The following is a 26,087-nucleotide window of genomic DNA, read 5'->3' on the forward strand; positions in this document are numbered from 1 at the left end:
GGATGCCGCGCTGGCCGCGGAGCCGGAGGAAGACGAACCGTTCCGTCGCCCGGCCCCCGCCTCCGGCATGCGGGTCGAACCGCGCCTTTAACGTTGTCCGCCCTGCAGCGAGAGCCCTGGCATGTGTGAATTATTGGGCATGAGTGCCAACGTCCCCACCGATATCGTGTTCAGCTTCACCGGGCTGATGCAGCGGGGCGGGCGAACCGGCCCCCACCGCGACGGTTGGGGCATCGCCTTCTACGAAGGCCGTGGCCTGCGGCTGTTCCAGGACCCGGCCGCGAGCAGCGAGTCGGAAGTCGCCCTGCTGGTGCAGCGCTATCCCATCAAGAGCGAAGTGGTGATCGGCCATATCCGCCAGGCCAATGTGGGCAAGGTGAGCCTGGCCAATACCCACCCGTTCGTGCGCGAACTGTGGGGGCGCAACTGGTGTTTTGCGCACAATGGCCAACTGGCGGACTTCAGCCCCCGCGCCACCTTCTACCGGCCGGTGGGCGACACCGACAGTGAAGCGGCGTTCTGCGACTTGCTCAACCGCGTGCGCGAAGCCTTCCCGGAACCGGTGGACATTGAGCAGATGCTGCCGGACCTGATCGCCGCCTGCGCCGAATACCGCAGCAAAGGCGTGTTCAACTGCCTGCTCAGCGATGGCGACTGGCTGTTTTGCTATTGCTCGACCAAACTGGCGCAGATTACCCGGCGCGCGCCCTTTGGCCCGGCCCGCTTGAAAGATGTCGACGTGATCGTCGATTTTCAGGCCGAAACCACTCCCAACGACGTGGTAACGGTCATCGCCACCGAACCGCTGACCGACAACGAAAACTGGACCCGCTACGAACCGGGCCAATGGAGCCTGTGGCGACGCGGAGAATGCGTCAGCCAGGGCGTGACCGAATAAGGAGTCGACGATGTTGCTCAGCTATCTGCGGTTGGTGCTGTTTGCCATAGGCTTGTTGGTCGGCGTGCAAGTGCCGGGATTCATCAACGATTACGCCAAGCGCGTCGAAGCCCACTTGATCGAGGCCCAGACGGGCCTGCGCGGGTTCGAGTCCACCGCGCAGCAGTTCTTCAACGGTGACATGCAAGCGCTGGTGGCGCATTACCGTGCCAGCGATGACCCGGTCTTCCAGAGCGACGCCAGCAGCCTGGGCGCGATGCTTGACCGTCAACTGGCGTTGGACAAGCAATTCCAGGCCATGCAGGGGCCTTGGTACATCCGCGCCCTCCAGGTGGCGGTGGCGGCTGATCCGGATATTCGCCTGGAAACCTGGAATGGCTACAGCTACCAGATCCTGCTGACGCCCGAGGCCATGGGCTGGGGCCTGGGCGGGGCGATGCTGCTGTCGTTCGGTATCGAATGCCTGTATCGCCTGATCGACTGGGTGGTGCTGGGCGGCCGGCGCCTGCGCCAGAGCCGGCCGATTGAAGAGCGGGATTTGAAAGGGCTCTAAGTCTTGACAATAATCCAGTGTGGGAGGGGGCAAGCCCCCTCCCACATTTGGACCCGGTTCAGTCAGTTGCTCAGTACCATCCGCTCTTTACCGACTTCCTCGGCATAGCGGGCGACGACCTTCTGGCACAACCCCACAATCTCCTCCACCAACTCCACCCCCACGCGCCACGACACTACCACCTGCAGGTTCGGCAGTTGCTGCGCCATCGCCAGCATCACCAGCTCGCCCCGTGCCAGCTCTTCGCTGACCAGCACCGGCGGCAGCGCGCCAATGCCAAAACCATCGCGCAGTAGCCGGGTGATGGCTGATACCGAGTTGACGCAGTTCATGCGCGGTGCGGCGACGCCGTTGGCTTGCATCAAACTCAATACATCCTGATGGGGGCAGGAGTTTTTCGAGTAGGTGATGATGCGTTCCTGGGCCAGTTCGGCGAGGGAGGCGTAATCGCGGTTATAGATCGACTGGCTGGCGACAATCCAGGCCATGGGGTGACTGCCCAGTTCCAGGCTGCGCACGCTCTCCAGGCGCAGCAGGTCGGTTTGCAGGATCAGGTCCAGGAAGCCTTTTTGCAGCTGATCGCTGAGGTTCAGCGCAGTATCGGCGACCAATTCGATTTCAACCCGCGGGAACAGGTTCATCAGTTCAGCGACCAACGGGCTGAGCCAGGTATGGATCACGGTGTCCATTGCGCCGATCCGAATGCGTCCGACCTTGCTGCTGGTGGTTTCCAGGGACTGCTTCAAGCCCTGCAGGGTCACCATCATCTGCTCGGCATAATCGAGCACCTTCAAGCCTTCCGGGGTCAAGCTCACACCGCGCGAATCGCGCAGGAACAGCTTTACCCCCAACTCGCTCTCCAGCACCGCAATGCGGCTGGAGATCGACGCCTGGGTGGTGAACAGCTTTTCGGCGGTCAGGCGGAAACTCTTGAGCTTGGCCACCCAGACGAAGGTTTCGAGGAACTTCAAATTCATGGGATCAACTTTTTCTTATGCATGGATCGGTTTTTATTAGTTGGACGCCGCGGCGTGCCGGCGCCAAAAATCGAGCCGTTCCACGATAAGCGTCGTTGGGGTTCAGGACAACATCGTTGCGAGATGTTGGTAAAAGATCCCACACTACAAAAAAACAAAGCCTACAGGAGCGACCCCGTGAGCCGCCTGCTATTGAATTGCGACATCGGCGAAAGCTTCGGCAACTGGACCCTGGGTCTGGACGCCGAAGTCATGCCGTTCATCGACTGCGCCAACGTGGCGTGCGGCTTCCATGCCGGCGACCCGAGCATCATGCGCAAGACCGTCAGCCTGGCACTCAAGCATGGCGTGCAAGTGGGCGCGCATCCGGCCTATCAGGACCTGCAAGGTTTCGGCCGCCGCTCCATGCAGTACACCCCCCAGGAAATCCAGGACCTGATGCACTACCAGATCGGTGCGCTGGACGGCATCTGCCGCGCACAAGGCGGGCGCGTCAGCTACGTGAAACCCCATGGCGCGATGTACAACGACATGATGGCAAACCCCGCCCAACTGCGTGCGGTGATCCAGGCCGTGGCTGCCTATGGCGACCTGCCGCTGATGCTGCTGGCCACGCGCGACGACAGCGCTGCCCAGGCCCTGGGCGACGAGTACGGCGTGACCCTGTGGTTCGAAGCCTTCGCCGACCGCGCCTATGACAGCCAGGGCCATCTGGTTTCGCGCCAGTTGCCGGGCGCGGTGCATCATGACGCCGAGACCATCGTCCAGCAGGCCCTGACCCTTTCCCGTGGTGAGCCGCTGGTCGCCAGCGATGGCAGCGCGCTGGTGCTGCAGGCCAATACCTTATGCGTGCATGGCGACAACGCCAGCTCGGTCGCGGCGGTGCAGCGTATTCGCCAAGCGTTGAAGCCAGCATGAAACCACGGATTGAAGTGGTGGCCATCGACTGCCTGATGGTGCGCCTGTTTGACGCGATTGCCGAAGCCAACATGCCGTGGATGCTCGCCGCCACCGAGCGCCTGCGCAGCGGGTTCGGCGCAGCATTAGTGGACTTGGTGCCGTCCTATACCACCTTGATGGTGCATTACGACCTCACGGCGTTGACCCCGACCCAGGCCCGGGCGTTGATCGAGCATGCCCTGACCGACCTGCAGCCCCAGGCCCAGGGCGCTGGCCGGTGCCATGTGCTGCCGGTGTGGTACGACCTGAGCGTCGGGCCGGAGCTTGGCTTGCTGTCGCAGCGCAGCGGGCTGGCGGTTGCTGAGGTGATTCGTCGCCACAGCGACCACCTGTATCAAGTGTTCGCCCTGGGGTTCGCCCCCGGTTTTGCCTTCATGGGACTGGTGGACGACATCCTCGCCACGCCGCGTCTCAACACCCCGCGCAAACGCGTAGCGGCCGGCAGCGTGGGCATCGCCGAAAGGCAAACCGCTGCCTATCCGGTCGTATCCCCCGGCGGCTGGAACCTGATCGGGCGCACCCCGGCGACACTGTTCGACCGCGAACGCGACGGCTACAGCCTGATGCAGCCCGGCGATACGGTGCGTTTCGAGGCGGTCGGCCACGCTGAGTTCGTCAACCTGGGCGGCGATGACACGCCTCTGGAGGCGCAGGCATGAGCCGCTTGATCATTGAGGCCAGCACACCGCTGTGCCTGTTGCAGGACGCCGGTCGTTTCGGCGTACGCCACCTTGGCGTGACCCAGGGCGGGGCGCTGGATTGGGTGTCGATGTCATGGGCCAATTGGCTGCTGGACAATGCCCTGGATGCGCCGGTAATAGAAATTACCCTGGGCGGTTTTACCGTACAGGCCGAGGATTACTGTTTGTTGGCCCTGGCCGGTGCGGACCTGGGCGCCTTTATTGATGAACGTGCGATCAGTCCGGGGCGCAGCTTTATCCTGCAAAAGGGCCAGCGCCTGCGCTTCACCCAACCGTTCAAAGGCGCGCGGGCTTACCTGGCGGCACCGGGCGGGTTCGACGCGCCGGATGTGTTGGGCAGTTGCGCCACCGTAGTACGTGAGGAACTGGGTGGCGTAGACGGTTTCGGCAAGGCGTTGGCTGAAGGCGGGCGCCTGGCTTATTCCGGTACGGGCGGCGCAATGAAGGTGCAGGCCAAGCCGGATTTGCCATCCGGTGCATCACTGGACGTGATCATCGGCGCTCAGATCGGCCGGTTCAGCGGCCAAAGCCTGTTCGATGCGTTCAACACCGAATGGGCCCTGGACAGCCGCGCCGACCGCATGGGCATGCGCTTGCTGGGCACGCCGCTGCAGTACCAGGGGCCATCGTTGATTTCCGAAGGTATTCCCTTGGGCGCCATCCAGGTACCGCCGGACGGGCAGCCGATTGTGTTGCTCAATGATCGGCAGACTATTGGTGGTTATCCCCGGTTGGGCGCGTTGACGCCGTTATCGCTGGCGCGGTTGGCGCAGTGTTTGCCCGGGGAGAAAGTAAGGTTGGCGCCCGTGGTGCAGGAGACGGCACATCGGCAGCATGTCAACTATTTGCAGCGGCTGAGCACTGGCTGATAAACACAGAGGTCCAAATGTGGGAGGGGGCTTGCCCCCGATAGCGGTGTGTCAGTCAACACATCTATGACTGAACCACTGCCATCGGGGGCAAGCCCCCTCCCACATTGGATAGGTGTTGGATGAGGCATGTGGGCTATTTGGACAAGAAGCGCATCCCTTCCTCAAGGCCGCGCAACGTCAGCGGATACATCTGATCCTCCACCAACTCCCGCACAATCGCCGTCGATGCCGTATAGCCCCACGTGTCCTTCGGATAGGGGTTTATCCAGATCAGTTTCTTGTACTTGGCCATGAACCGCTGCATCCACACATACCCTGGCTCCTCGTTCCAGTGCTCGACGCTGCCGCCGGCCTGGGTGATCTCATAGGGCGCCATGGACGCATCGCCGATGAAAATCACTTTGTAATCAGCGCCGTATTTGTGCAGCAAATCCTGGGTGGAGGTGCGTTCCGAGGTGCGCCGCTGGTTGTTCTTCCACACCGACTCGTAGACGAAGTTGTGGAAGTAGAAGTACTCCAGATGCTTGAACTCGGTTTTACACGCCGAGAACAGTTCTTCGCAGATTTTCACGTGGGCGTCCATCGAGCCGCCGATGTCGAACAGCAATAACAGCTTGATGGTGTTGCGCCGCTCAGGACGCATCTGGATATTCAGCAGCCCGGCGTCGCGTGCGGTGTGGTCGATGGTGCCGTCGATGTCCAGTTCTTCGGCCGCGCCCTGGCGGGCGAACTTGCGCAGGCGGCGCAGGGCGATCTTGATATTGCGCGTGCCCAACTCAACCTGGTCGTCGAGGTTCTTGTACTCGCGCTGGTCCCAGACCTTGACTGCCTTGCCCTGGCGCTTGCCGGCATCGCCCACGCGGATGCCTTCGGGGTTGTAGCCACCGGAACCGAAGGGGCTGGTGCCGCCGGTGCCAATCCACTTGTTGCCGCCGGCGTGGCGTTCCTTCTGTTCTTCCAGGCGCTTTTTGAATTCCTCGATCAGTTTGTCGAGGCCGCCGAGGGACTGGATCTGCGCGCGCTCCTCATCGCTCAGCGAGCGTTCGAACTCTTTGCGCAGCCAGTCTTCGGGGATCAGCGCCTGCAAGTGGTCATCGAGCTTTTCCAGGCCGTTGAAGTAGGCACCGAAGGCCCGGTCGAACTTGTCGAAATGCCGCTCGTCCTTGACCAGGATCGCCCGGGCCAAGTAGTAGAACTCGTCCATGTCGGCGAAGGTCACGCGCTGTTTCAGCGCGTTGATCAGGTCGAGCAGCTCACGCACCGACACGGGCACCTTGGCGGCACGCATTTCATTGAACAGGTTGAGCAACATTATCGATTACCGCGACGGCTCATGAATGCCAGACGTTCCAGCAGTTGCACGTCCTGCTCGTTCTTCACCAGGGCCCCGGCCAGTGGGGGGATGGCCTTGGTCGGGTCGCGTTCGCGCAGGACCGCTTCGCCGATGTTGTCGGCCATCAGCAGCTTGAGCCAGTCGACCAGTTCGGATGTGGAGGGCTTTTTCTTCAGGCCCGGCACCTTGCGCACGTCAAAGAACACATCCAGCGCTTCGCTGACCAGGTCTTTCTTGATGTCCGGATAGTGCACATCGACGATTTTCTGCAGGGTCGTGCGGTCGGGAAAGGCGATGTAATGGAAGAAGCAGCGGCGCAGGAAGGCGTCCGGCAGCTCTTTCTCGTTGTTGGAGGTAATGATGATGATCGGGCGTTTTTTCGCCTTGATGGTCTCGTCGATTTCGTAGACGTAGAACTCCATCTTGTCGAGTTCCTGCAACAGGTCGTTGGGGAACTCGATGTCGGCCTTGTCGATTTCATCGATCAGCAGGATCACCCGCTCTTCGGACTCGAAAGCCTCCCAGAGCTTGCCCTTTTTCAGGTAGTTGCGTACGTCATGCACTTTGTCCACACCCAACTGCGAGTCGCGCAGGCGGCTGACCGCGTCGTACTCGTAGAGGCCCTGATGGGCCTTGGTGGTGGACTTGATGTGCCAGGTGATCAACCTGGCGCCGAAGGACTCGGCCAGTTGCTCGGCGAGCATGGTCTTGCCGGTGCCCGGTTCGCCCTTGACCAGCAGCGGCCGCTCCAGGGTGATGGCGGCGTTGACGGCCAGTTTCAGGTCATCGGTAGCCACATAGGCCTGGGTGCCTTCGAACTTCATCGGTCATTCCTCGAATTCATCAATGCCCGACTATACCGCGCAGCCCCGGCGACTGTGAACGCAGACGGGTTATTCAGTCTCTGAATGGCCGGTCACTTCAATCTCTTGGTCACTGGGGGACATGTGGGAGGGGGCTTGCCCCCGATAGCAGTGGTTCAGTTACAGATGTATAGACTGACACACCGTCATCGGGAGCAAGCCCCCTCCCACAGTTTTAATCGGCGCTGGGCTTGGGTTGTTCATAGCGGGCGTTGAAGGCCTGGATAAAGCCGTTGCGCAGAATGGCAATAACCGCTGAAAACGCGCTGACATTCTGCTGGTGCACGCTGCCGCTCAGTTCAACCCGGGTCGCGAACTGGTTCTTGCGCTGGTTCTTCAATACCGTCTCGCTGGCGCCGACCACGGCCTCCCAGATCGAGCGGAAGATGTTCTTGTCTTTGTTTTCCACATCCTGCTGCCAGTCGAAGACTTCGACATCGCGCAGCAGTGGCTTGATGTAGCCGCGCAATTGGCCTTTTTCGGCCTGGGCTTCGATGACCACGTCGCCGGTACCGGCCTTGAAGTCGAATTTGCCGTAAGCCGAGGCGAAGTCATTCATGCGCTTGAGTTGCAGGTCGCGGGCACGAAAGCGGAACTCGAACTCTTCGAAATCACTCAGCGGGTCAAAGGTGGCGCTGGCTTCCAGCGGCGCCTGGCCTTGCAGCAGCGCCTTGCCCTCAAAGCGCGCGTCGCGCTTGCCCTCAACGTCCACCACGTTGGTCAGGTTGTAGAGGCTGGCGTTGACCCCGGTGGCGTTGATATTCACCTCAGGCTTGGAACTGAAGTTATGAAAGGCGATCTTGCCGTCTTCGATGCGCACTTCGTTGAGGGTGATCGGCAACAACTTGCTCAGTTGTTCCTGCCAGTCGGTGCCCTTACCGGTCTGGGACGCCTGCTTGTTGGCGCCGCCGTCGACGAAGTTGATTTCCGGGCGTACGAAATGCCCTTCGGCTACGACGGCATGGTCGTACCACAGTGAATGCCAGCTCACCGCGAACTCGATCAGCGGTGCCTTGACGAACGGCACCGGCACCTTGCCGTCCACCTTGACGATCTGCAGCCCGTTGATCCGGTAAGCGCCGCGCCACAAGGCCAGGTCCACATCGGCAATTTCGCCACGGTAATCGCCCATGTCGGCGAGCTTTTCATTCAGGTAGTTGCGCACCAGGTAAGGCAGCGCGATGTTTGCGGCAACCAGGACCAGCACCAGCCCGGCGACGGTCCAGAGCGGCCAACTGTAGCGACGTTTCATGGGGCAGTTCTCCTTGCTCGTAGGAGATGGACTGCTGCAAGCGGCGCAACGTTCCTGCGACTGGACGCCTAGTGGCACGAGGCATACCCTTGGGGCCTTTCCGACATTGCCAAACAGGACCCGTCATGAGCCGCATTTTTGCAGACAACGCGCACTCCATCGGTAATACGCCCCTGGTGCAGATCAACCGCATCGCACCGCGCGGGGTCACCATCCTGGCCAAGATCGAGGGGCGTAACCCCGGCTACTCGGTGAAGTGCCGCATAGGCGCCAACATGATCTGGGACGCGGAAAGCAGCGGCAAGCTCAAGCCGGGCATGACCATTGTCGAACCCACCTCCGGCAACACCGGCATCGGCCTGGCGTTCGTGGCGGCGGCACGGGGCTACAAACTGCTGCTGACCATGCCCGCGTCCATGAGCATCGAGCGCCGTAAAGTGCTCAAGGCCCTCGGCGCCGAGCTGGTGCTGACTGAACCGACCAAGGGCATGAAGGGCGCCATCGACAAAGCGGGCGAAATCGTCGCCGGCGACCCGAGCACCTACTTTATGCCGGCCCAGTTCGAAAACCCGGCCAACCCTGCCATTCACGAGAAAACCACCGGCCCGGAAATCTGGAACGACACCGACGGCGCCGTGGACGTGCTGGTCGCGGGCGTGGGCACCGGCGGCACGATCACCGGTGTGTCACGCTATATCAAGCACACCGCAGGCAAGCCGATCCTCTCGGTGGCGGTGGAACCCGCCGTGTCGCCGGTGATTACCCAGGCGCTGGCCGGTGAAGAGATCAAGCCCAGCCCGCACAAGATCCAGGGCATTGGCGCCGGTTTCGTGCCGAAAAACCTCGACTTGTCGATGGTCGACCGCGTCGAGTTGGTCACCGACGACGAATCCAAGGCCATGGCCCGGCGCTTGATGCAGGAAGAGGGCATTTTGTGCGGCATTTCCTGCGGCGCCGCCATGGCCGTGGCGGTGCGCCTGGCCGAGAAACCGGAAATGCAGGGCAAGACCATCGTGGTGATTCTGCCGGACTCGGGCGAGCGTTACCTGTCGAGCATGCTGTTCAGTGACCTGTTCACCGACCAGGAAAACCAGGCGTGAATCGGCTGTAGGAGCGAGCTTGCTCGCGAAGAACGTCAACGATAACGCGGGTTTACTGATTCAACGTGGCGTTCTCAGGTTCTTCGCGAGCAAGCTCGCTCCTACAGGGGGGAGGCGTGTTGATCCAGGTCAGCCGGTCGGCAGGGGCCTTCTGCATAATGCGCCAAGTGTTTATCATGGCCGGCTGCTATGTCTGGTTTCCCCGCGATGGGAAGCTGTTGGCCAGGCGCTTATTTTCAGGAGTTGCTGCATGACCTTTTCTTTGGCCGCCAAACTGTCGGTGTTGCTGCTGTTTATCGGCAGTACGCTGTATGTGCACCTGCGCGGCAAGGCCCGTTTGCCGATGTTGCGTCAGTTCGTCAACCATTCGGCGCTGTTCGCCCCATACAACGCCTTGATGTATCTGTTTTCCGCAGTGCCGTCCAAGCCCTACCTGGACCGCAGCAAGTTCCCGGAACTGGACGTGCTCAAGGACAACTGGGAAGTGATCCGCGAAGAGGCCATGCACCTGTTCGACGAGGGTTATATCCGCGCCGCCGAAAAGAACAACGACGCCGGTTTCGGCTCGTTCTTCAAGAAAGGCTGGAAGCGCTTCTACCTCAAATGGTACGACAAACCCCTGCCATCGGCCGAAGCCCTGTGCCCGAAAACCGTGGCGCTGGTCAGCAGCATTCCCAACGTCAAGGGCGCAATGTTCGCGCTGTTGCCGGGCGGCAGCCACCTGAACCCGCACCGTGACCCCTTCGCCGGCTCCCTGCGCTATCACCTGGGGCTGTCCACGCCGAACTCCGACGACTGCCGCATCTTCGTCGATGGCCAGGTGTATGCCTGGCGCGACGGTGAAGACGTGATGTTCGACGAAACCTACGTGCACTGGGTGAAGAACGAGACTGAAAAGACCCGCGTGATCCTGTTCTGTGACATCGAGCGACCGTTGAGCAATCGCCTGATGACCCGCATCAACCGTTGGGTCAGCAAGCAACTGGGACGCGCGACCGCACCGCAGAACCTGGACGACGAGCGCGTGGGCGGGATCAACCAGGCGTATGCCTGGAGCAAGACCTTCAGCGACAAGTTCAGCGGCCAGGTCAAGCAGTGGAAGCGCAAGCACCCCAAGGCCTACCGCATTGCGCGGCCGGTGCTGGCGGTGGTGGTCCTGGTATTGCTGTGGAAGTGGCTGTTCGGCTGATCTGAAATCTGGAATGCCATCAATGTGGGAGGGGGCTTGCCCCCTCCCACATTTGATCTGCAGCGATCTTCAGCTGGCGATCAGTTGGCGCAATACGTAATGCAGAATCCCACCTGCCTTGAAATATTCCACTTCATTCAAGGTATCAATCCGGCACAGCACCTCAACCTTCTCGCTGCTGCCATCTTCGCGCGTAATCACCAGCGTCAGGTTCATCCGTGGCTCGATCTCGGCATCGGTCAGCCCGAGGATATCGATCTTCTCCTTGCCGGTAAGCTTGAGCGCCTTGCGGTTCTGGTCCAGCTTGAACTGCAGCGGCAGCACGCCCATGCCCACCAGGTTGGAGCGGTGGATACGTTCGAAGCTCTCGGCGATCACCGCCTTGACCCCCAGCAGGTTGGTGCCCTTGGCCGCCCAGTCGCGGCTCGAACCGGTGCCGTATTCCTGGCCGGCGATCACCACCAACGGTGTGCCCGATGCCTGGTACTTCATGGCGGCATCGTAGATCGCCATCTTCTCGCCGGTGGGGATATACAGCGTGTTGCCGCCTTCTTCGCCACCGAGCATTTCATTGCGGATACGGATATTGGCAAAGGTGCCGCGCATCATCACTTCATGGTTGCCGCGACGTGAGCCGTAGGAGTTGAAGTCCCGTGGCTCCACGCCTTGCTCGCGCAGATAACGCCCGGCCGGGCTGTCGGTCTTGATGTTGCCGGCGGGGGAGATGTGGTCGGTGGTCACCGAGTCGCCGAGCAGGGCCAGCACGTTGGCGCCCTTGACGTCTTCGATCACCGGCAGCGGGCCGGCAATATCGTCGAAGAACGGCGGGTGCTGGATATAGGTGGAATCCGCTTGCCACACGTAGGTTGCCGCTTGCGGTACCTCGATCGCCTGCCACTGCTCGTCGCCGGCAAAGACTTCGGCGTATTCCTTGTGGAACATCCCCGTGGTGACCTGGGCCACCGCGTCGGCGATCTCCTGGCTGCTGGGCCAGATGTCCCTCAGGTACACCGGGTTGCCCTGCCGGTCGTTACCCAGCGGCTCGCTGCTGATGTCGATACGCACCGTACCGGCCAGCGCGTAGGCCACCACCAGGGGCGGCGAGGCCAGCCAGTTGGTTTTCACCAGCGGATGCACACGGCCTTCGAAGTTGCGGTTGCCGGACAGCACCGATGCCACGGAGAGGTCGGCTTTCTGAATGGCTTTTTCAATCGGCTCGGGCAGCGGCCCGGAGTTGCCGATGCAGGTGGTGCAGCCGTAGCCCACCAGGTCGAAACCGAGTGTGTCCAGGTAGTGAGTGAGGCCGGCCGCGTTGTAGTAGTCGGTGACCACTTTCGAGCCCGGCGCCAGCGAGCTCTTGACCCACGGTTTGCGCGTCAGGCCTTTTTCCACGGCCTTCTTCGCGAGCAGCCCGGCCGCCATCATCACGCTGGGGTTGGAAGTGTTGGTGCACGACGTAATGGCGGCGATGACCACGGCACCGTTTTTCAGGCGATAGGTGTTGCCTTCGTATTCGTAGTCGGCCTCGCCCACCAGGTCGGCATTGCCCACGGCGACGCCACCGCCGCCTTCGCTTTCCAGGCGGCCTTCTTCCTTGCTGGTGGGTTTGAATTGCAGGTCGAGGAAATCACTGAACGCCTGGCCCACATTGGGCAGGGCGACGCGGTCCTGCGGGCGTTTCGGCCCGGCGAGGCTGGCTTCGACGCTGCCCATGTCCAGGGCCAGGGTGTCGGTGAAGATCGGCTCCTGGCCGGCGTTGCGCCACAGACCCTGGGCCTTGGTGTAGGCCTCGACGAGCTTGACGGTTTCCGCCGGGCGACCGGACAGACGCAGGTAGTCCAGCGTTACCTCGTCGACCGGGAAAAAGCCGCAGGTGGCGCCGTATTCCGGCGCCATATTGGCGATGGTGGCACGGTCGGCCAGGGGCAGATCGGCCAGGCCGTCGCCATAGAATTCGACGAATTTACCGACCACGCCTTTTTTGCGCAGCATCTGGGTCACGGTCAGCACCAGGTCGGTGGCGGTAATGCCTTCCTTCAATTTGCCGGTGAGCTTGAAGCCGATCACTTCCGGGATCAGCATTGACACCGGCTGGCCGAGCATCGCCGCTTCCGCTTCGATCCCGCCCACGCCCCAGCCGAGTACGCCGAGGCCGTTGATCATGGTGGTGTGGGAATCGGTGCCTACCAGGGTATCGGGGAAGGCGTAGGTGCGGCCATCTTCCTCCTTGGTCCACACCGTGCGGCCCAGGTATTCCAGGTTGACCTGATGGCAGATGCCGGTGCCCGGTGGCACCACGCTGAAGTTATCGAAGGCGCTCTGGCCCCAGCGCAGGAAGGCGTAGCGTTCGCCGTTGCGCTGCATTTCGATATCGACGTTCTGCTCGAAGGCGTCGGCGTTGCCGAACTTGTCGACCATCACTGAGTGGTCGATCACCAGGTCCACCGGCGACAGCGGGTTGATGCGCTGCGGATCGCCCCCGGCCTTGGCCACGGCGGCGCGCATGGCGGCCAGGTCGACCACGGCAGGTACGCCGGTGAAGTCCTGCATCAGCACGCGGGCGGGGCGGTATTGGATTTCGCGGTCGGACTGGCGTTCCTTGAGCCAGGCGGCGATGGCCTTGAGGTCGGTGCCGGTGACGGTTTTGTTGTCCTCCCAGCGCAGCAGGTTTTCCAGCAGCACTTTGAGCGACATCGGCAGCTTGTCCAGGTCACCCAGGCTCTTGGCGGCTTCGGGCAGGCTGAAGTAGTGGTAGGTCTTGCTGTCTATTTGCAGTGTCTTAAGGGTTCTCAGGCTATCGAGGGATGACATTACATGACTCCTTATGATCCGCACGGCCACGGACCTGACGGGACGAACAGAGCGTTCAACTTAGCGCTGTTTTCATTAGCAGGCTAATAACTGGACTCTATCGCTGAGTCCAAGGTTCCGAACTCGGCTATCATGCGCGCGTTTTCATGACAGGTATTGCGATAGAGCAATCCAGTTGCCAGGAGATTCAATTGAACACCCTTTTTATGCACTGCCGCCCGGGTTTTGAAGGCGAAGTCTGTTCCGAGATCGCGGAACACGCCGCGCGCCTGAACGTGTCCGGCTACGCCAAGGCCAAGACCGGCAGCGCTTGCGCCGAATTTGTCTGCACTGAAGAAGACGGCGCGCAGCGCCTGATGCACGGCCAGCGCTTCGCCGAGCTGATCTTCCCAAGGCAGTGGGCGCGCGGGGTGTTTATCGACCTGCCGGAAACCGACCGCATCAGCGTGATCCTCGCCCACCTGCACGCGTTTCCGGTGTGCGGCAGCCTGTGGCTGGAGATGGTCGATACCAACGACGGCAAGGAACTGTCGAACTTCTGCAAGAAATTTGAAGTGCACCTGCGCAAAGCCTTGCTTAACGCCGGCCGGCTGGTGGACGACCCGAGCAAGCCGCGCCTGCTGCTGACGTTCAAGAGCGGCCGCGAAGTATTCATGGGCCTGGCCGAGTCGAACAACTCGGCAATGTGGCCCATGGGCATCCCGCGCTTGAAATTCCCGCGTGACGCGCCCAGCCGCTCGACCTTGAAGCTGGAAGAGGCCTGGCACCACTTCATCCCCCGCGAGCAATGGGACGAACGCCTGCACGGTGACATGACCGGTGTCGACCTCGGCGCGGCCCCCGGCGGCTGGACCTGGCAACTGGTCAACCGGGGCATGCTGGTGACCGCCATCGACAACGGCCCCATGGCCGAAAGCCTAATGGACACTGGCCTGGTGCAGCACTTGATGGCCGACGGCTTCACCTTCGTGCCCAAGCAGCCGGTGGACTGGATGGTGTGCGACATCGTCGAGAAGCCCGCACGCAACGCCGCGTTGCTGGAAACCTGGATCGGCGAGGGACATTGCCGCGAGGCGGTGGTCAACTTGAAGTTGCCGATGAAGCAGCGTTATGCCGAAGTGAAGCGTTTGCTCGAGCGCATCGAAGAGGGCTTCAAGGCCCGAGGCATTCGTGTGGAAATCGGCTGCAAGCAGCTGTACCACGACCGTGAGGAAGTGACGTGCCACTTGCGCCGGTTGGTGGACGTAAAGAAACCCAAGAGACACTGATATCCAATGTAGGAGCTGGCTTGCCTGCCATGGCGGTATCACTGTCGAAATTGATGTTGAATGTGCCCCCCTTCATCGGGGGCAAGCCCCCTCCCACAGGAGAGCGGTTGGTTTTAGGAGTGAAGTATGAGTCTTGAATTGCCCGTCGACGGCACCCTCGACGCCACCGGCCTCAACTGCCCGGAGCCGGTGATGATGCTGCACCAGCACATCCGTGACCTGCCGCCGGGCGGCCTGCTCAAGGTGATCGCGACCGACCCGTCGACCCGCCGCGATATTCCCAAGTTCTGTGTGTTCCTTGACCATGAACTGGTCAGTCAACAAGAAGAGGCCGGCACGTACCTTTACTGGATCCGCAAAAAAGCCGATTGACCGCCGAACCCCTGTAGGAGCGAGCTTGCTCGCGAAAAACGCTGACGATCACGCAGCGCTTCTGGTTTAACCAGGCGTTCTCAGGTTTTTCGCGAGCGAGCTCGCTCCTACAGTGCGCGCGTGAGCGCGGTGCCTGCCCGGATGCGTCGGCGCGCACTGCGCGCCAGGCGAACCAGCAGCATGCCCGCCGCGCAACTCAGGCCCACGATCAGGCCCTGCCACAAACCGCTTGGGCCGCTGGGTTCGCCCAGCCAGTCGGTCAACCCCAGGGCGTAACCCACCGGCAACCCCACGCCCCAGTAGGCGAGCAAGGTCAGCAGCATGGTCACCCGCGTGTCCTGATAGCCGCGCAGCGCACCGGCGGCGGTCACCTGGATCGAATCGGAGAACTGGAACAGCGCCGAGAACACGATCAGCATCGATGCCAGGTGGATCACCACCGGGTCGGGGGTGTAGATCGCCGCAATCTGTTCGCGAAACACCAGCATCAGGCTGCAGGACAGGCAGGCATAGGCCAGCGCCGTACCCATGCCGACGCCTGCGGCAAAGCGTGCTTCACGCGGTTCGCCACGGCCCAGGGCCTGGCCGACGCGCACGGTGACGGCCATGCTCAGGGAGTAGGGAATCATGAACACCAGCGAGCTGACATTCAGCGCGATCTGATGGCCGGATACCACCGTGGCGCCCAGGTTGCCCAGCAGCAGGGCGATGACCGCGAAGATGCTCGATTCGGCAAAGATCGCCACGCCAATCGGCAGGCCGATCCCCAGTACGCGTTTGATCACCGCCCATTGTGGCCAGTCGAAGCGCTTGAACAATTCGCTGCTCTGATACGCCGCGCCCCAGCGCGTCCACCCGGCCAGACCGAGCATCATTACCCACATTGCAATCGCCGTGGCCCAGCCGCATCCCACGCCGCCCATGGCCGGCAGGCCGAGATGGCCGTAGATGAAGATGTAGTTCAGCGGAATATTCAGCGCCAGGCCAATCAGGCCCATGACCATGCTCGGCCGCGTACGGCCCAGGCCGTCACTGAAACAGCGAAACACGTAATACAGCGCAATGGCCGGCATCCCGGCCGCGATGCCATGCAGATAGCCCATGGACGGCTCGATCAGGTCGGGCTCGACCTTCATTGCGTGCAGTATCGGCTCGGCGCACAGCAACAACAGGCCGCCGCACAGGCCGACCACCACGGCCAGCCACAATGACTGACGCACCAAAGGCCCGATTTCGTTGAGCTTGCCCGCACCGTAGCGCTGCGCGACTTTCGGTGTGGTGGCCAGCAGGGTGCCAGTCATCAGCAGGTACACCGGGATCCAGATCGAGTTACCCAGGCCCACCGCCGCCAGGTCCTTGGGGCTGACCCGCCCGGCCATCACGGCGTCGACAAAGCTCATCGCGGTGGTTGCCAGTTGGCCGATCATAATCGGCAGCGCCAGTGTCAGCAGGCCGCGCACTTCCCGACGGATGCGGGCGGGGCGGGTGAGGGTAGCGGTAGCGGTGTTCACGTACAGGTGTCCAATCAAAAAGGGCAGTCGCAAGGACGGCGGATTCTACGCCTTGACGCAACGGTCAGGAAAAAACCTATGTTGCTGATTTGTAATGCGACTACACAGGCACCCCATAACCCATGTGTCACTTCAATCCCATGCCTGTACACTGCTGATCCGCCAAAGGAGCCCGCCATGCTGATTGTTGCCGACGAAAATATTCCGCTGCTCGATGCATTTTTCCAAGGATTTGGCGAGATTCGCCGCGTACCCGGTCGTTCGATTGACCGCGCCACGGTGGAGCAGGCCGATGTGCTGCTGGTGCGTTCGGTGACCAACGTCAACCGCGCCCTGCTTGAGGGCTCGAAGGTGGGTTTTGTCGGCACCTGCACCATCGGCACCGATCATCTGGACCTCGATTATTTCCGCCAGGCCGGTATCCAGTGGTCCAGCGCACCGGGCTGCAATGCGCGGGGCGTGGTGGATTATGTGCTGGGCAGCTTGCAGACCCTGGCCGAAATCGAAGGGGCCGACCTCACCCAGCGTACTTATGGCATCGTGGGCGCCGGTGAGGTCGGCGGGCGGCTGGTCCAGGTGCTCGAGGGCCTGGGTTGGAACGTGCTGGTCTGCGACCCGCCACGACAGATCGCCGAAGACGGCGACTACGTGAGCCTGCAACAGATCATCGAGCAATGCGACGTGATCAGCCTGCACACGCCGCTGATCAAGTCCGGCAATGGCGCCACCTGGCATCTGTTTGATCGCCAGCGCCTGGAACAACTCAAGCCCGGCACTTGGCTGATCAACGCCAGTCGAGGCGCGGTGGTGGATAACGCCGCCCTGCGCGACGTATTACTTGAGCGCGAAGATCTGCAAGCGGTGCTGGATGTGTGGGAGGGCGAGCCGCAGGTGGATGCCGACCTGGCTGACCTGTGCGTACTGGCCACCCCGCATATCGCCGGCTACAGCCTCGACGGCAAGCAGCGCGGCACGGCGCAGGTCTATCAGGCGTTCTGTGCCCACCAGGGCCTGGAGCCGAGCATCCACTTGAGCGACCTGCTGCCGCAACCGTGGCTGGCCGAGGTGCACCTGAACGCGTCGACCGACCCGGCCTGGGCGTTGGCGACCTTGTGCCGCAGCGTGTACGACCCGCGCCGCGATGATGCGGATTTGCGCCGCAGCCTTGTGGGAACGGTGGACGAGCAGCGCAAGGCCTTTGACTTATTGCGCAAGCACTACCCGGAGCGCCGCGAGATTGATGGCCTGAAGGTGCGCATCAACGGCGAGTCGGCCGTGTTGTCCAACATCGTGACCGCACTGGGCGCGGTCTGCGTTTAGACAGCCGATAAAAAACCCGGCCACCTGGGCCGGGTTTGAAAGAGCATGGGCGTTTCAGCCTTGCTGCGCAGGCTTGACCAGGCGCTGTTCCAGTTCGCTGCACGCTTGCTGGATCATTTCTTCGGTAATCTGCACTTCGCGGCCCTTGGCATCGATGTAAGAGCAAGGCAGCGCCTGCGGTTGGCGGATCACTTCAATCTTGGCATTGCTGCTGTTTTGCAAGGTCATGGCCTGTCTCCTCATCAGGTTGTGTACCTACTTTAATTCCCCCGCGTGACCGAGCTGTTACAACTCCATACACGTTCACCGGTTCGGACACCCAGTCCACCAGAAACCGGCACATATTTCCAGATCAGTCTTAGACCGATAGCCTCTAGCGGCCTCTATCGGCGGGCATAATTAACCTGACTCATTGTTATTTGCGCAAGTTCCCCCAATGTTGAGGGTTAGACTCCGTCAGTGGTGAAGCCCGTATGTTCTCAACCCGTCAACGCCGCGCGATCCGCCTGGCCAGCCGCTTTATCGCGCCCTACCGCTGGCAGGCGCTGGGCGCCCTGTTGGCGCTGATCGTCACCGCCGGTATTACCTTGTCCATGGGGCAAGGCATTCGCCTGCTGGTCGACCAGGGTTTCATGACCCAGTCACCGCACCTGCTCAACCAGTCCATCGGCTTGTTCATGCTGCTGGTGCTGGGCCTGGCGGTGGGCACGTTCACGCGCTTTTACCTGGTGTCGTGGATCGGTGAGCGCGTAGTGGCGGACATTCGCCGGCAAGTGTTCAACCACCTGATCTACCTGCATCCCGGTTTCTACGAGAACAACCGCAGCTCGGAAATCCAGTCACGCCTGACCACCGACACCACCTTGCTGCAATCGGTGATCGGCTCATCACTGTCGTTGTTCCTGCGCAATGCCTTGATGGTCATTGGCGGTATCGTGCTGCTGTTCATCACCAACCCCAAGCTCACCAGCATTGTGGTGGTGGCGTTGCCGCTGGTGCTGGCGCCGATCCTGATCTTCGGCCGGCGTGTGCGCAGCCTGTCACGGCAGAGCCAGGACCGCATCGCTGATGTCGGCAGCTACGTGGCCGAGACCCTGGGCCAGATCAAGACCGTGCAGGCCTATAACCATCAGGCGCAGGACGAACAGCGTTTTGCCCTGACCGTGGAAGAGGCGTTTGCCACCGCGCGCAAACGCATCCTGCAGCGGTCCTGGCTGATTACCCTGGTGATCATGCTGGTGCTCGGCGCCGTGGGCGTGATGTTGTGGGTGGGCGGCATGGACGTGATCAGTGGGCGCATTTCCGGCGGTGAGCTGGCGGCGTTCGTGTTCTACAGCCTGATCGTCGGCAGCGCCGTCGGCACCTTGAGCGAAGTGCTTGGCGAATTGCAGCGGGCCGCCGGTGCGGCGGAGCGGATTGGCGAGCTGTTGCAGTCGAGCAACGACATCCAGGCGCCGGCCAGCGGCAGCGTACGCTTGCCGGCGCGTGTCAGCGGGCGCATGACGCTTGAGGACCTGCGCTTTTCCTACCCGTCGCGGCCAGACAGCTACGCCATCGATGGCCTGAACCTGACGATCAACCCCGGTGAAACCCTCGCGCTGGTGGGCCCTTCCGGCGCAGGCAAATCGACGCTCTTTGACCTGCTGCTGCGCTTCTACGACCCCCAGCAAGGCCGCATCCTGCTCGAAGGCAGGCCGCTGACCGAACTCGACCCGCTGGACCTGCGCCGCCACTTTGCCCTGGTCTCCCAGAGCCCGGCGCTGTTTTTTGGCAGCATCGAAGACAACCTCCGCTACGGTAACCCCACCGCCACCCACGAACAGGTCGAGGCCGCTGCGCGTATCGCCCATGCCCATGACTTCATCCTGCAAATGCCCGACGGCTACCAGACCCACCTGGGCGACGGTGGCCTGGGCCTCTCCGGTGGTCAGCGGCAACGCCTGGCCATCGCCCGTGCCTTGCTGGTGGATGCGCCTATCCTGCTGCTCGACGAAGCCACCAGCGCCCTCGATGCCCAGAGCGAACACCTGATCCAGCAAGCCCTGCCGCAATTGATGCAGGGCCGTACCACCCTGGTGATCGCACATCGCCTGGCCACGGTGAAAAACGCCGACCGGATAGCGGTGATGGACCAGGGCAAGCTGGTGGCCGTGGGCACGCATCAGCAGTTGATTGCGAGCAATCCGCTGTATGCGCGGTTGGCGGCGTTGCAGTTCAGTGATGGCGGGCAGGAGGAATGAAGCTGCAGTGTGCTTGCGCCTTAGGGCATCATAGGGCCTTTCGATAAATGATCTGGATGAGGATATGAGCCGTTATCAACCTCCGTTGACGCTGACGACAAAGATGCTGGCGCTGGTAGCCGATATCAGTGAGCAGATCGGTCAGCTCTCGGCGGGCAACGATAGCCGCCAGACGCCTCAGCTGAGGCGCGGTAATCGGATTCGCACCATTCAGGCTTCGCTCGCGATCGAGAACAATACGCTCAGCGTCGAGCAAGTCACCGCTGTCTTGGAGGGTAAGCGAGTACTGGGCCTGCCACGGGAAATCCAGGAAGTGCGCAACGCCTTTGCAGCCTATGAGGCGATGCCGCACTGGACGCCGAGTAATCGTGCTGACCTGCTCAAAGCCCACGAACTGCTGATGTTCGGATTGATAGACGATGCCGGACGGTTTCGTCACTCGGGGGTTGGCATTTATCGCGGCGAGCAATTGGTTCATATGGCGCCGCCTGCGAGTCGCGTTGCGCATCTGATCGATGATTTGCTGCAATGGCAGTCAGCTTCAGATTGGCACCCCTTGATCGCCAGTTGTGTATTCCATTACGAGTTCGAATTCATCCATCCCTTTGCAGACGGCAATGGACGAATGGGGCGGCTCTGGCAGACGTTGATACTCAGCCAATGGCGCCCGGCGCTGGCTTATCTGCCAGTGGAGGCGGTTATTCGGGATCAGCAGGATGCCTACTATGCTGCGCTGTCGGCGGCGGATCAGCAGGCAGAAGCGACGCCCTTTGTTGAATTCATGTTGCAAGCCCTGAGCCTGGCGCTGGCTGAGGCGGTGTAAAGCCGACTCTAAAAAATGCCCGCATCTCTCAATACGGGCATTCCTCTTGAAGCTTCAAACTTGCCGCTTGAAGCTGCCCCTCTTACTGGTCATCAAAATACCGCTCATGCCAATCCACCAACGGCTGCGGCGAATTGAGCTTCTGCCCGTAGATCACCGAATAAGACAGCACGTTCTGCACATACTGGCGGGTTTCGTCGAACGGGATGCTTTCCACCCACACGTCGAAACTCAGGTGATCGGCACCGCGCAGCCATTGACGCACGCGGCCGGGGCCGGCGTTGTAGGCGGCGGAAGCGAGCACACGGTTGCCGTTGAACTGGCTGTGCACCTGGCTCAGGTAGGCGGCGCCGAGCTGGATGTTTTTGTCCGGGTCCAGTACCTGGGCCGGGGAGGCCAGGGGAATGCTGAACTTGCGCGCGGTTTCCTTGGCGGTGCCGGGCATCAGTTGCATCAGGCCGCTGGCGCCGACACCGGAGCGGGCATCGTCCATGAAGGCGCTTTCCTGGCGGGTAATTGCGAACACCCAGCTTGAATGCAGGCCGCGCACCTTGGCTTCGCGCACCAGGGTGTCGCGGTGGGCCATCGGGAAGCGGATGTCCAGGTCGTCCCAATATTGCGCCTGGCTGATCGTGCGGATCGCCGGGAAGTACCACTTCATGTCGTAGGCCAGCTTCGCCTGCGCGACCATTTCATCACGGTTGAAGTGACGGCTGACGTGGTACCACTCGCGGCGGCCATCGACGATCTGGCCGCGGGCGTAGAACTCCAGGGCACGGCGCACGCCTGGGGTGTTGCGCACTTTATTGACCAGCGCCTGGCTCATCACCAGCGGCTTGTTGTTCAACTGGTAAGGGGTCTTGGAGCGGTCGGCGGCGAGGAAACCGTAGAAGTCGCGTTCCTTGGCCACGTTTTTATACAGCACCAGTGCCTGCGGGTTTTTCGGTTCGGCCAGCTCCAGGCTGCGCGCCTGCCAGTAGCGCCAGCGGTTGGTGGTAGCCAGGTCCTGGGGCAGCTTGCGGGTCAGTTGGTAGGCATCTTCCCAGCGTGCCAGTCGCAGCAGCAGGCGCAGGCGCCATTCGGATACGGTGTTGTCGCGCAACTCCGGGTCGTATTGGGTCATTACGTCCAACGCACGAGGGTCGTAGCGACGGGCGAGCGTCAGGCCGATTTCCCGGGCTATCGAAACTTTTTCGTCACGGGAGAAGTGCATGCTGCTGGCGTAGCCGTCCAGCAGGGCCATGGCCTTGTCCGGGTCCTGGCGGGCCAGTCGGCGCAGGCCCAGGCCCACGGCGTCGGACATGGCCTCGGTGGCCGGCAGGAAGCGCGACGGGTCGCTGAGCATGTCGGGTTTTTGCGCCACGTCGATCATCAGGCGGCCCTGGGCGCCGAGCGTCGGCAGGGTTTTCACCAGGCTGTTGGCCAGTGCGTAGTTGCGTGCTTCGGCGGCAAGCTTGGTGCGGTCCCAGATTTTCTGCTCGGTCAACTGACCGTCAGAGGCCCACTGGCCGAAGGTCACATCGCAGGCGGCCGGCTGGGATTTGCCGGTCATCCACAGCTTCTCGGCGGTCTTGTAGCCTTCGGCCTTGAGGTTGTGGGTCAGTTGGTACTGGCCGTGCAGGCAGTCCAGCTCGACGAAATTGAGCTTGGTATCGTAGTACTTTTCAAAGGTCTGCCAGTCACCCCGGTCGGCCAGCCAGCGCAACCAGCGCAGCTTCATCCAGTTGGCCTGGGGCAGGTCGCCGTTTTTGGCGAGGAACTGTTCGATTTCCTGGTTGCTCGCGGTTTTAAGGCGTGCGGTCAGTTCGTCATACGCCAGGTACGGCGTCAGCGGGTAGTCGGCCAGGGCCTGGCTGTATTGCATGTAGGGGCCGCTGTCGCCCTTGGCGAGGGCGCGCTTGGCTTCATCGTAATATTGACGTTGGGTGGTGAGGTCCACGGCCTGGGCAGATTGAACGGCGGTGGTGGAAAGAAGCAGACAGGATAAAAAGTTGAAAAGGCGACTGCGCATGAGACGTCCGTGCAGAGAAATCACGACTAGCACCGGCATCGCCGACACTGATTGCCCCTAGCTTAGCCTTTTGCCAGCGACCGGCGAAAGCTTTGCCGGCCGGTTGGTTCAAGTTCGCGGCAAATGTCCTGCAGAACGTGTCGGCAGCGAAAATGCAGGCCGCATCCCACCCTCAACTCAGGTAGAATGCGCGCCCAGTTTTTGGAGAAGCGTATGACCCTGCTCAAATTCAGCGATGTGTCCCTTGCTTTCGGCGCTATGCCGTTGTTGGACAAGGTGTCCTGGCAGATCGCCCGTGGTGAGCGGGTGTGCATCATCGGCCGCAACGGCACCGGCAAGTCGAGCATGATGAAGCTGGTAAAAGGCGACCAGAAGCCCGATGAGGGCTCTGTCTGGCGCGCTCCGGGCCTCAAGATTGGCGAATTGCCGCAGGAATTGCCGGTAGCCGACGAGCGGACAGTGTTCGACGTGGTCGCCGAAGGCCTGGACGGCGTTGGCGAATTGCTTGCGCAATACCATCACCTGGCGCAGAACTGCGTCACCGAAGCCGACCTGGACAAGCTGATGCACGTCCAGCAAGACCTCGAAGCCCGCGATGGCTGGCGCTTGCAGCAACTGGTCGACAGCACCCTGAGCCGCCTGCAACTGCCGGCCGACAAGACCCTCGCCCAGTTGTCCGGCGGCTGGCGTCGTCGCGTGCTGCTGGCCCAGGCCCTGGTGTCCGAACCGGATCTGCTGCTGCTCGACGAGCCGACCAACCACCTGGATATCGGCGCCATCGCCTGGCTGGAAGAAGCCCTCAAGGATTTCCAGGGCGCCGTGCTGTTCATCACGCACGACCGTTCCTTCCTGCAAAACCTGGCCACCCGCATCCTCGAACTGGACCGTGGCGGCCTGATCGACTGGAACGGCGACTACGCCAGCTTCCTGGTGCACAAGGAAGCCGCACTCTCGGCTGAAGAGACCGCCAACGCGCTGTTCGACAAGAAACTGGCCCAGGAAGAAGTCTGGATCCGCCAGGGCATCAAGGCGCGTCGCACCCGTAACGAAGGCCGCGTGCGTGCGTTGAAAGCACTGCGTGTGGAGCGCAGCGAACGTCGCGAGCGCACCGGCAAGGCCAATATCCAGCTCGACACGGCCGACAAGTCGGGCAAGCAGGTCATGGTGCTGGAGAACGTCAGCTTCCATCACCCGGAAGGTCCGTTCCTGATCAAGGACTTCTCCATGGTCCTGGCGCGCGGCGACCGTATCGGTCTGCTGGGCGCCAACGGCACCGGCAAGACCACCTTGCTCAAGCTGATGCTCGGCGGTCTGCAGCCGACCAGCGGCACGGTGGAAGAGGGCACGCGTATCGACGTCGCCTACTTCGATCAGTTGCGCCACCAGTTGGACCTGGAGAAAACCGTCATCGACAACGTCGCCGAAGGTCGCGACTTTATCGACATCGACGGCCAGAGCCGCCACGTCCTCAGCTACCTGGGCGACTTCCTGTTCAGCCCGCAACGTGCGCGTACCCCGGTGAAAGCCTTGTCCGGTGGCGAACGCGCGCGCCTGCTGCTGGCCAAGCTGTTCAGCAAGCCGGCGAACCTGCTGGTACTCGACGAACCGACCAACGACCTCGACGTGGAAACCCTCGAGTTGCTCGAAGAAGTGCTGTTGACCTTCAACGGCACCGTGCTGATGGTCAGTCACGACCGGGCATTCCTCGACAACGTGGTCACCAGCACCCTGGTCTTCGAAGGCGAGGGCAAGGTGCGCGAGTACGTCGGTGGTTATCAGGACTGGCTGCGCCAGGGCGGTTCGCCGCGCCTTTTGGGCGTGACCGAAAGCAAGTCCGGCAAGGCCGACCTGACCTCTGCGGTCGTCGCGCCCGTGGCCGCCGCTGCTCCGGCACAGGAAGCTGCGCCTTCGGCCAAGAAAAAGCTCAGCTACAAGCTGCAGCGCGAGCTGGAAGCCTTGCCGGGTGATATCGACGCCAAGGAACAGCAGATTGCCGCAGTAGAGGCAGAGATGGCTGACGCCGGTTTCTACCAGCGCCCGGCGGCGGAAACCGCCAAAGTCATCGCCACCCTGGAGACGTTGAACCAGGAGTTGGAAGCGCTGGTTGAGCGTTGGGCCGAGTTGGATGCCTGAGTAATTTCAACGTATTAAAAAACCCGGTGCTCACTTGATGAACACCGGGTTTTTTATATGAAATGCGATCCAAATGTGGGAGGGGGCTTGCCCCCGATAGCGGTGTATCAGTCACCAGATATATCAACTGACAGAATGCTATCGGGGGCAAGCCCCCTCCCACATTTGATCTTCATCGGTCTTACTTGCTGGTGTCTTTAACCAACTTGACGGCCAGCACATCACACGGCGCGCCATGCAGCACATCATTGGCAGTAGAGCCCAGCAGCAGCGCCAGGCCATGGCGACCATGGCTACCCACCACGATCAAGTCGCAAGCCTTTTCCTTGGCCAAGTGATGGATTTCCTGGCGCGGTTGGCCGTATGTCAGGTGGCAGTCTTCCTTTTTCAGGTGCGGGTATTTGAGAATCAAACGATCCAGGCGCTCCTTGGCCTGGTCAAATTGTTGTTGCTGCAACTGGGAAAGGTCCATCGGCACGTCACCGCCAAAGGCCATGGCCATGGGCTCGACGATATGCACCAACGACAGTATGGCGCCATTGGCCAATGCAGATTCCTGCGCACGCTTGATCACTGGATCGCACTCTTCGGTCAGGTCGACGGCGACCAGAATATGTGTGTAGGGCATGGGGCGTTCCTCCAGGGGGACTGCAATAAGTTCAGTATGGCTGCTTTCCAAGCGGATGCGGTTGCGTCAGGTCAAATCCGCTCATCTAGAAATTCGGGAGTACACATATGACGGTCTGGATAGTGGTGTCAATCCTTGTCGTGGTGCTGAGCCCTTTGGCATGGCTGCGTCCCTCGCGCCATCAGAGCGGGCGCATGGCGCTGCGCATGGAGGCGCGCCGCATCGGGCTGGCCATGCAACTGGCGCCCCAGGCGTGGCCGCACTGGCTCAAG

Annotated in this window: 21 protein-coding genes and 3 pseudogenes; 15 read left to right on the plus strand and 9 right to left on the minus strand. The window is 61.6% G+C overall.

Annotation, left to right across the window (positions count from 1 at the left end; translation table 11 throughout):
• From BFP96_RS31060 to BFP96_RS02430, 3 genes and pseudogenes are all read left to right on the plus strand, one after another.
• Positions 1–91, plus strand: a pseudogene (locus BFP96_RS31060) (MFS transporter); the annotation flags it as partial.
• 30 nt (positions 92–121) lie between these two features.
• Complete coding sequence (locus tag BFP96_RS02425; protein ID WP_065886314.1) at positions 122–898, plus strand: class II glutamine amidotransferase; 777 nt, start codon at positions 122–124, stop codon at positions 896–898.
• 10 nt (positions 899–908) lie between these two features.
• Positions 909–1,451 carry a DUF2937 family protein gene (locus BFP96_RS02430; protein WP_065886315.1) on the plus strand — a complete coding sequence of 181 codons (543 nt, stop codon included), beginning with the start codon at positions 909–911 and terminating at the stop codon, positions 1,449–1,451.
• A gap of 62 nt (positions 1,452–1,513) precedes the next feature.
• Here the strand turns inward: BFP96_RS02430 and BFP96_RS02435 are convergent, their stop codons facing one another.
• Positions 1,514–2,428 carry a LysR family transcriptional regulator gene (locus tag BFP96_RS02435; protein ID WP_065893513.1) on the minus strand — a complete coding sequence of 305 codons (915 nt, stop codon included), beginning with the start codon at positions 2,426–2,428 and terminating at the stop codon, positions 1,514–1,516.
• Positions 2,429–2,605: 177 nt separating this feature from the next.
• Between BFP96_RS02435 and BFP96_RS02440 the strand changes: the two genes are divergently transcribed.
• From BFP96_RS02440 to BFP96_RS02450, 3 genes are read left to right on the plus strand one after another with little or no spacing between them, the layout of a single operon-like run.
• On the plus strand, positions 2,606–3,346 hold the full coding sequence (locus BFP96_RS02440; RefSeq protein ID WP_065893514.1) for a 5-oxoprolinase subunit PxpA: 741 nt from the start codon (positions 2,606–2,608) through the stop codon (positions 3,344–3,346).
• The gene (locus BFP96_RS02445) at positions 3,343–4,047 is read left to right on the plus strand and encodes a 5-oxoprolinase subunit B family protein (protein WP_065893515.1); all 705 of its coding nucleotides are present in this window, start codon (positions 3,343–3,345) and stop codon (positions 4,045–4,047) included. Before BFP96_RS02440 ends, BFP96_RS02445 begins: the two co-directional genes overlap by 4 nt.
• A complete protein-coding gene (locus tag BFP96_RS02450) occupies positions 4,044–4,958 on the plus strand; it encodes a 5-oxoprolinase subunit C family protein (protein ID WP_065935508.1) in 915 nt (304 codons plus the stop codon). Before BFP96_RS02445 ends, BFP96_RS02450 begins: the two co-directional genes overlap by 4 nt.
• Before the next feature lie 136 nt (positions 4,959–5,094).
• Here the strand turns inward: BFP96_RS02450 and BFP96_RS02455 are convergent, their stop codons facing one another.
• From BFP96_RS02455 to BFP96_RS02465, 3 genes are all read right to left on the minus strand, one after another.
• On the minus strand, positions 5,095–6,273 hold the full coding sequence (locus tag BFP96_RS02455) for a vWA domain-containing protein (RefSeq protein ID WP_065893517.1): 1,179 nt from the start codon (positions 6,271–6,273) through the stop codon (positions 5,095–5,097).
• Positions 6,273–7,118 (minus strand): AAA family ATPase, encoded by an 846-nt coding sequence (locus tag BFP96_RS02460; RefSeq protein WP_003189627.1) that lies wholly within the window; start codon positions 7,116–7,118, stop codon positions 6,273–6,275. The genes BFP96_RS02455 and BFP96_RS02460 overlap by 1 nt, the downstream gene beginning before the upstream one ends.
• Positions 7,119–7,332: 214 nt before the next feature.
• Positions 7,333–8,409, minus strand: coding sequence for a DUF748 domain-containing protein (locus BFP96_RS02465; protein WP_065886322.1), 1,077 nt, complete (start codon positions 8,407–8,409; stop codon positions 7,333–7,335).
• Positions 8,410–8,534: 125 nt separating this feature from the next.
• Between BFP96_RS02465 and cysK the strand changes: the two genes are divergently transcribed.
• Both cysK and BFP96_RS02475 read left to right on the plus strand, forming a co-directional pair.
• Positions 8,535–9,509, plus strand: coding sequence for a cysteine synthase A (cysK, locus tag BFP96_RS02470; protein WP_065935509.1), 975 nt, complete (start codon positions 8,535–8,537; stop codon positions 9,507–9,509).
• 250 nt (positions 9,510–9,759) lie between these two features.
• The gene (locus BFP96_RS02475) at positions 9,760–10,698 is read left to right on the plus strand and encodes an aspartyl/asparaginyl beta-hydroxylase domain-containing protein (RefSeq protein WP_065886324.1); all 939 of its coding nucleotides are present in this window, start codon (positions 9,760–9,762) and stop codon (positions 10,696–10,698) included.
• Positions 10,699–10,767: 69 nt separating this feature from the next.
• Here the strand turns inward: BFP96_RS02475 and acnA are convergent, their stop codons facing one another.
• On the minus strand, positions 10,768–13,509 hold the full coding sequence (gene acnA / locus BFP96_RS02480; RefSeq protein ID WP_065895780.1) for an aconitate hydratase AcnA: 2,742 nt from the start codon (positions 13,507–13,509) through the stop codon (positions 10,768–10,770).
• A gap of 191 nt (positions 13,510–13,700) precedes the next feature.
• On the opposite strand from acnA, the gene rlmM reads away from it, so the two are divergent.
• Together rlmM and tusA are read left to right on the plus strand one after the other, a co-directional pair.
• Entirely contained in the window at positions 13,701–14,777 is a 1,077-nt protein-coding gene (gene rlmM, locus BFP96_RS02485) for a 23S rRNA (cytidine(2498)-2'-O)-methyltransferase RlmM (protein ID WP_065935510.1), read from the plus strand.
• A 126-nt stretch (positions 14,778–14,903) separates the two neighbouring features.
• Positions 14,904–15,149, plus strand: a complete 246-nt coding sequence (tusA, locus tag BFP96_RS02490; RefSeq protein ID WP_065895782.1) for a sulfurtransferase TusA — start codon at positions 14,904–14,906, stop codon at positions 15,147–15,149.
• Between the two features lie 107 nt (positions 15,150–15,256).
• On the opposite strand, the gene BFP96_RS02495 is transcribed toward tusA, so the two are convergent.
• The gene (locus tag BFP96_RS02495) at positions 15,257–16,660 is read right to left on the minus strand and encodes an MATE family efflux transporter (RefSeq protein WP_065935511.1); all 1,404 of its coding nucleotides are present in this window, start codon (positions 16,658–16,660) and stop codon (positions 15,257–15,259) included.
• 177 nt (positions 16,661–16,837) lie between these two features.
• On the opposite strand from BFP96_RS02495, the gene pdxB reads away from it, so the two are divergent.
• The gene (gene pdxB / locus BFP96_RS02500) at positions 16,838–17,980 is read left to right on the plus strand and encodes a 4-phosphoerythronate dehydrogenase PdxB (RefSeq protein WP_065935512.1); all 1,143 of its coding nucleotides are present in this window, start codon (positions 16,838–16,840) and stop codon (positions 17,978–17,980) included.
• Positions 17,981–18,034: 54 nt separating this feature from the next.
• Here the strand turns inward: pdxB and BFP96_RS30775 are convergent, their stop codons facing one another.
• Positions 18,035–18,208 carry a PA1571 family protein gene (locus tag BFP96_RS30775; protein ID WP_163001695.1) on the minus strand — a complete coding sequence of 58 codons (174 nt, stop codon included), beginning with the start codon at positions 18,206–18,208 and terminating at the stop codon, positions 18,035–18,037.
• Positions 18,209–18,453: 245 nt separating this feature from the next.
• On the opposite strand from BFP96_RS30775, the gene BFP96_RS02505 reads away from it, so the two are divergent.
• A complete protein-coding gene (locus BFP96_RS02505) occupies positions 18,454–20,220 on the plus strand; it encodes an ABC transporter transmembrane domain-containing protein (RefSeq protein WP_065935513.1) in 1,767 nt (588 codons plus the stop codon).
• A 64-nt stretch (positions 20,221–20,284) separates the two neighbouring features.
• Positions 20,285–21,040: pseudogene (locus BFP96_RS02510) on the plus strand (Fic family protein); the annotation flags it as partial.
• 85 nt (positions 21,041–21,125) lie between these two features.
• On the opposite strand, the gene BFP96_RS02515 reads toward BFP96_RS02510, so the two are convergent.
• Positions 21,126–23,054, minus strand: a complete 1,929-nt coding sequence (locus tag BFP96_RS02515; protein ID WP_065895934.1) for a transglycosylase SLT domain-containing protein — start codon at positions 23,052–23,054, stop codon at positions 21,126–21,128.
• Between the two features lie 213 nt (positions 23,055–23,267).
• On the opposite strand from BFP96_RS02515, the gene BFP96_RS02520 reads away from it, so the two are divergent.
• Complete coding sequence (locus tag BFP96_RS02520; protein ID WP_065886332.1) at positions 23,268–25,187, plus strand: ATP-binding cassette domain-containing protein; 1,920 nt, start codon at positions 23,268–23,270, stop codon at positions 25,185–25,187.
• Between the two features lie 181 nt (positions 25,188–25,368).
• On the opposite strand, the gene BFP96_RS02525 is transcribed toward BFP96_RS02520, so the two are convergent.
• Entirely contained in the window at positions 25,369–25,815 is a 447-nt protein-coding gene (locus tag BFP96_RS02525) for a universal stress protein (protein ID WP_065893527.1), read from the minus strand.
• Positions 25,816–25,922: 107 nt separating this feature from the next.
• Here BFP96_RS02525 and BFP96_RS31630 point away from each other — a divergent pair.
• Positions 25,923–26,087, plus strand: a pseudogene (locus tag BFP96_RS31630) (hypothetical protein); the annotation flags it as partial.

The sequence above is a fragment of the Pseudomonas sp. 34 E 7 genome (genome assembly GCF_900005715.1).
Classification (GTDB): Bacteria; Pseudomonadota; Gammaproteobacteria; order Pseudomonadales; family Pseudomonadaceae; genus Aquipseudomonas; species Aquipseudomonas orientalis_A.

Coding starts and splice junctions, on each gene's coding strand:
- BFP96_RS02425 (WP_065886314.1), top strand. CDS start 122: ATGTGTGAATTATTGGGCATGAGTGCCAACGTCCCCACCGATATCGTG.
- BFP96_RS02430 (WP_065886315.1), top strand. CDS start 909: ATGTTGCTCAGCTATCTGCGGTTGGTGCTGTTTGCCATAGGCTTGTTG.
- BFP96_RS02435 (WP_065893513.1), bottom strand. CDS start 2,428: ATGAATTTGAAGTTCCTCGAAACCTTCGTCTGGGTGGCCAAGCTCAAG.
- BFP96_RS02445 (WP_065893515.1), top strand. CDS start 3,343: ATGAAACCACGGATTGAAGTGGTGGCCATCGACTGCCTGATGGTGCGC.
- BFP96_RS02450 (WP_065935508.1), top strand. CDS start 4,044: ATGAGCCGCTTGATCATTGAGGCCAGCACACCGCTGTGCCTGTTGCAG.
- BFP96_RS02455 (WP_065893517.1), bottom strand. CDS start 6,273: ATGTTGCTCAACCTGTTCAATGAAATGCGTGCCGCCAAGGTGCCCGTG.
- BFP96_RS02460 (WP_003189627.1), bottom strand. CDS start 7,118: ATGAAGTTCGAAGGCACCCAGGCCTATGTGGCTACCGATGACCTGAAA.
- BFP96_RS02465 (WP_065886322.1), bottom strand. CDS start 8,409: ATGAAACGTCGCTACAGTTGGCCGCTCTGGACCGTCGCCGGGCTGGTG.
- cysK (WP_065935509.1), top strand. CDS start 8,535: ATGAGCCGCATTTTTGCAGACAACGCGCACTCCATCGGTAATACGCCC.
- BFP96_RS02475 (WP_065886324.1), top strand. CDS start 9,760: ATGACCTTTTCTTTGGCCGCCAAACTGTCGGTGTTGCTGCTGTTTATC.
- acnA (WP_065895780.1), bottom strand. CDS start 13,509: ATGTCATCCCTCGATAGCCTGAGAACCCTTAAGACACTGCAAATAGAC.
- tusA (WP_065895782.1), top strand. CDS start 14,904: ATGAGTCTTGAATTGCCCGTCGACGGCACCCTCGACGCCACCGGCCTC.
- pdxB (WP_065935512.1), top strand. CDS start 16,838: ATGCTGATTGTTGCCGACGAAAATATTCCGCTGCTCGATGCATTTTTC.
- BFP96_RS30775 (WP_163001695.1), bottom strand. CDS start 18,208: ATGACCTTGCAAAACAGCAGCAATGCCAAGATTGAAGTGATCCGCCAA.
- BFP96_RS02505 (WP_065935513.1), top strand. CDS start 18,454: ATGTTCTCAACCCGTCAACGCCGCGCGATCCGCCTGGCCAGCCGCTTT.
- BFP96_RS02515 (WP_065895934.1), bottom strand. CDS start 23,054: ATGCGCAGTCGCCTTTTCAACTTTTTATCCTGTCTGCTTCTTTCCACC.
- BFP96_RS02520 (WP_065886332.1), top strand. CDS start 23,268: ATGACCCTGCTCAAATTCAGCGATGTGTCCCTTGCTTTCGGCGCTATG.
- BFP96_RS02525 (WP_065893527.1), bottom strand. CDS start 25,815: ATGCCCTACACACATATTCTGGTCGCCGTCGACCTGACCGAAGAGTGC.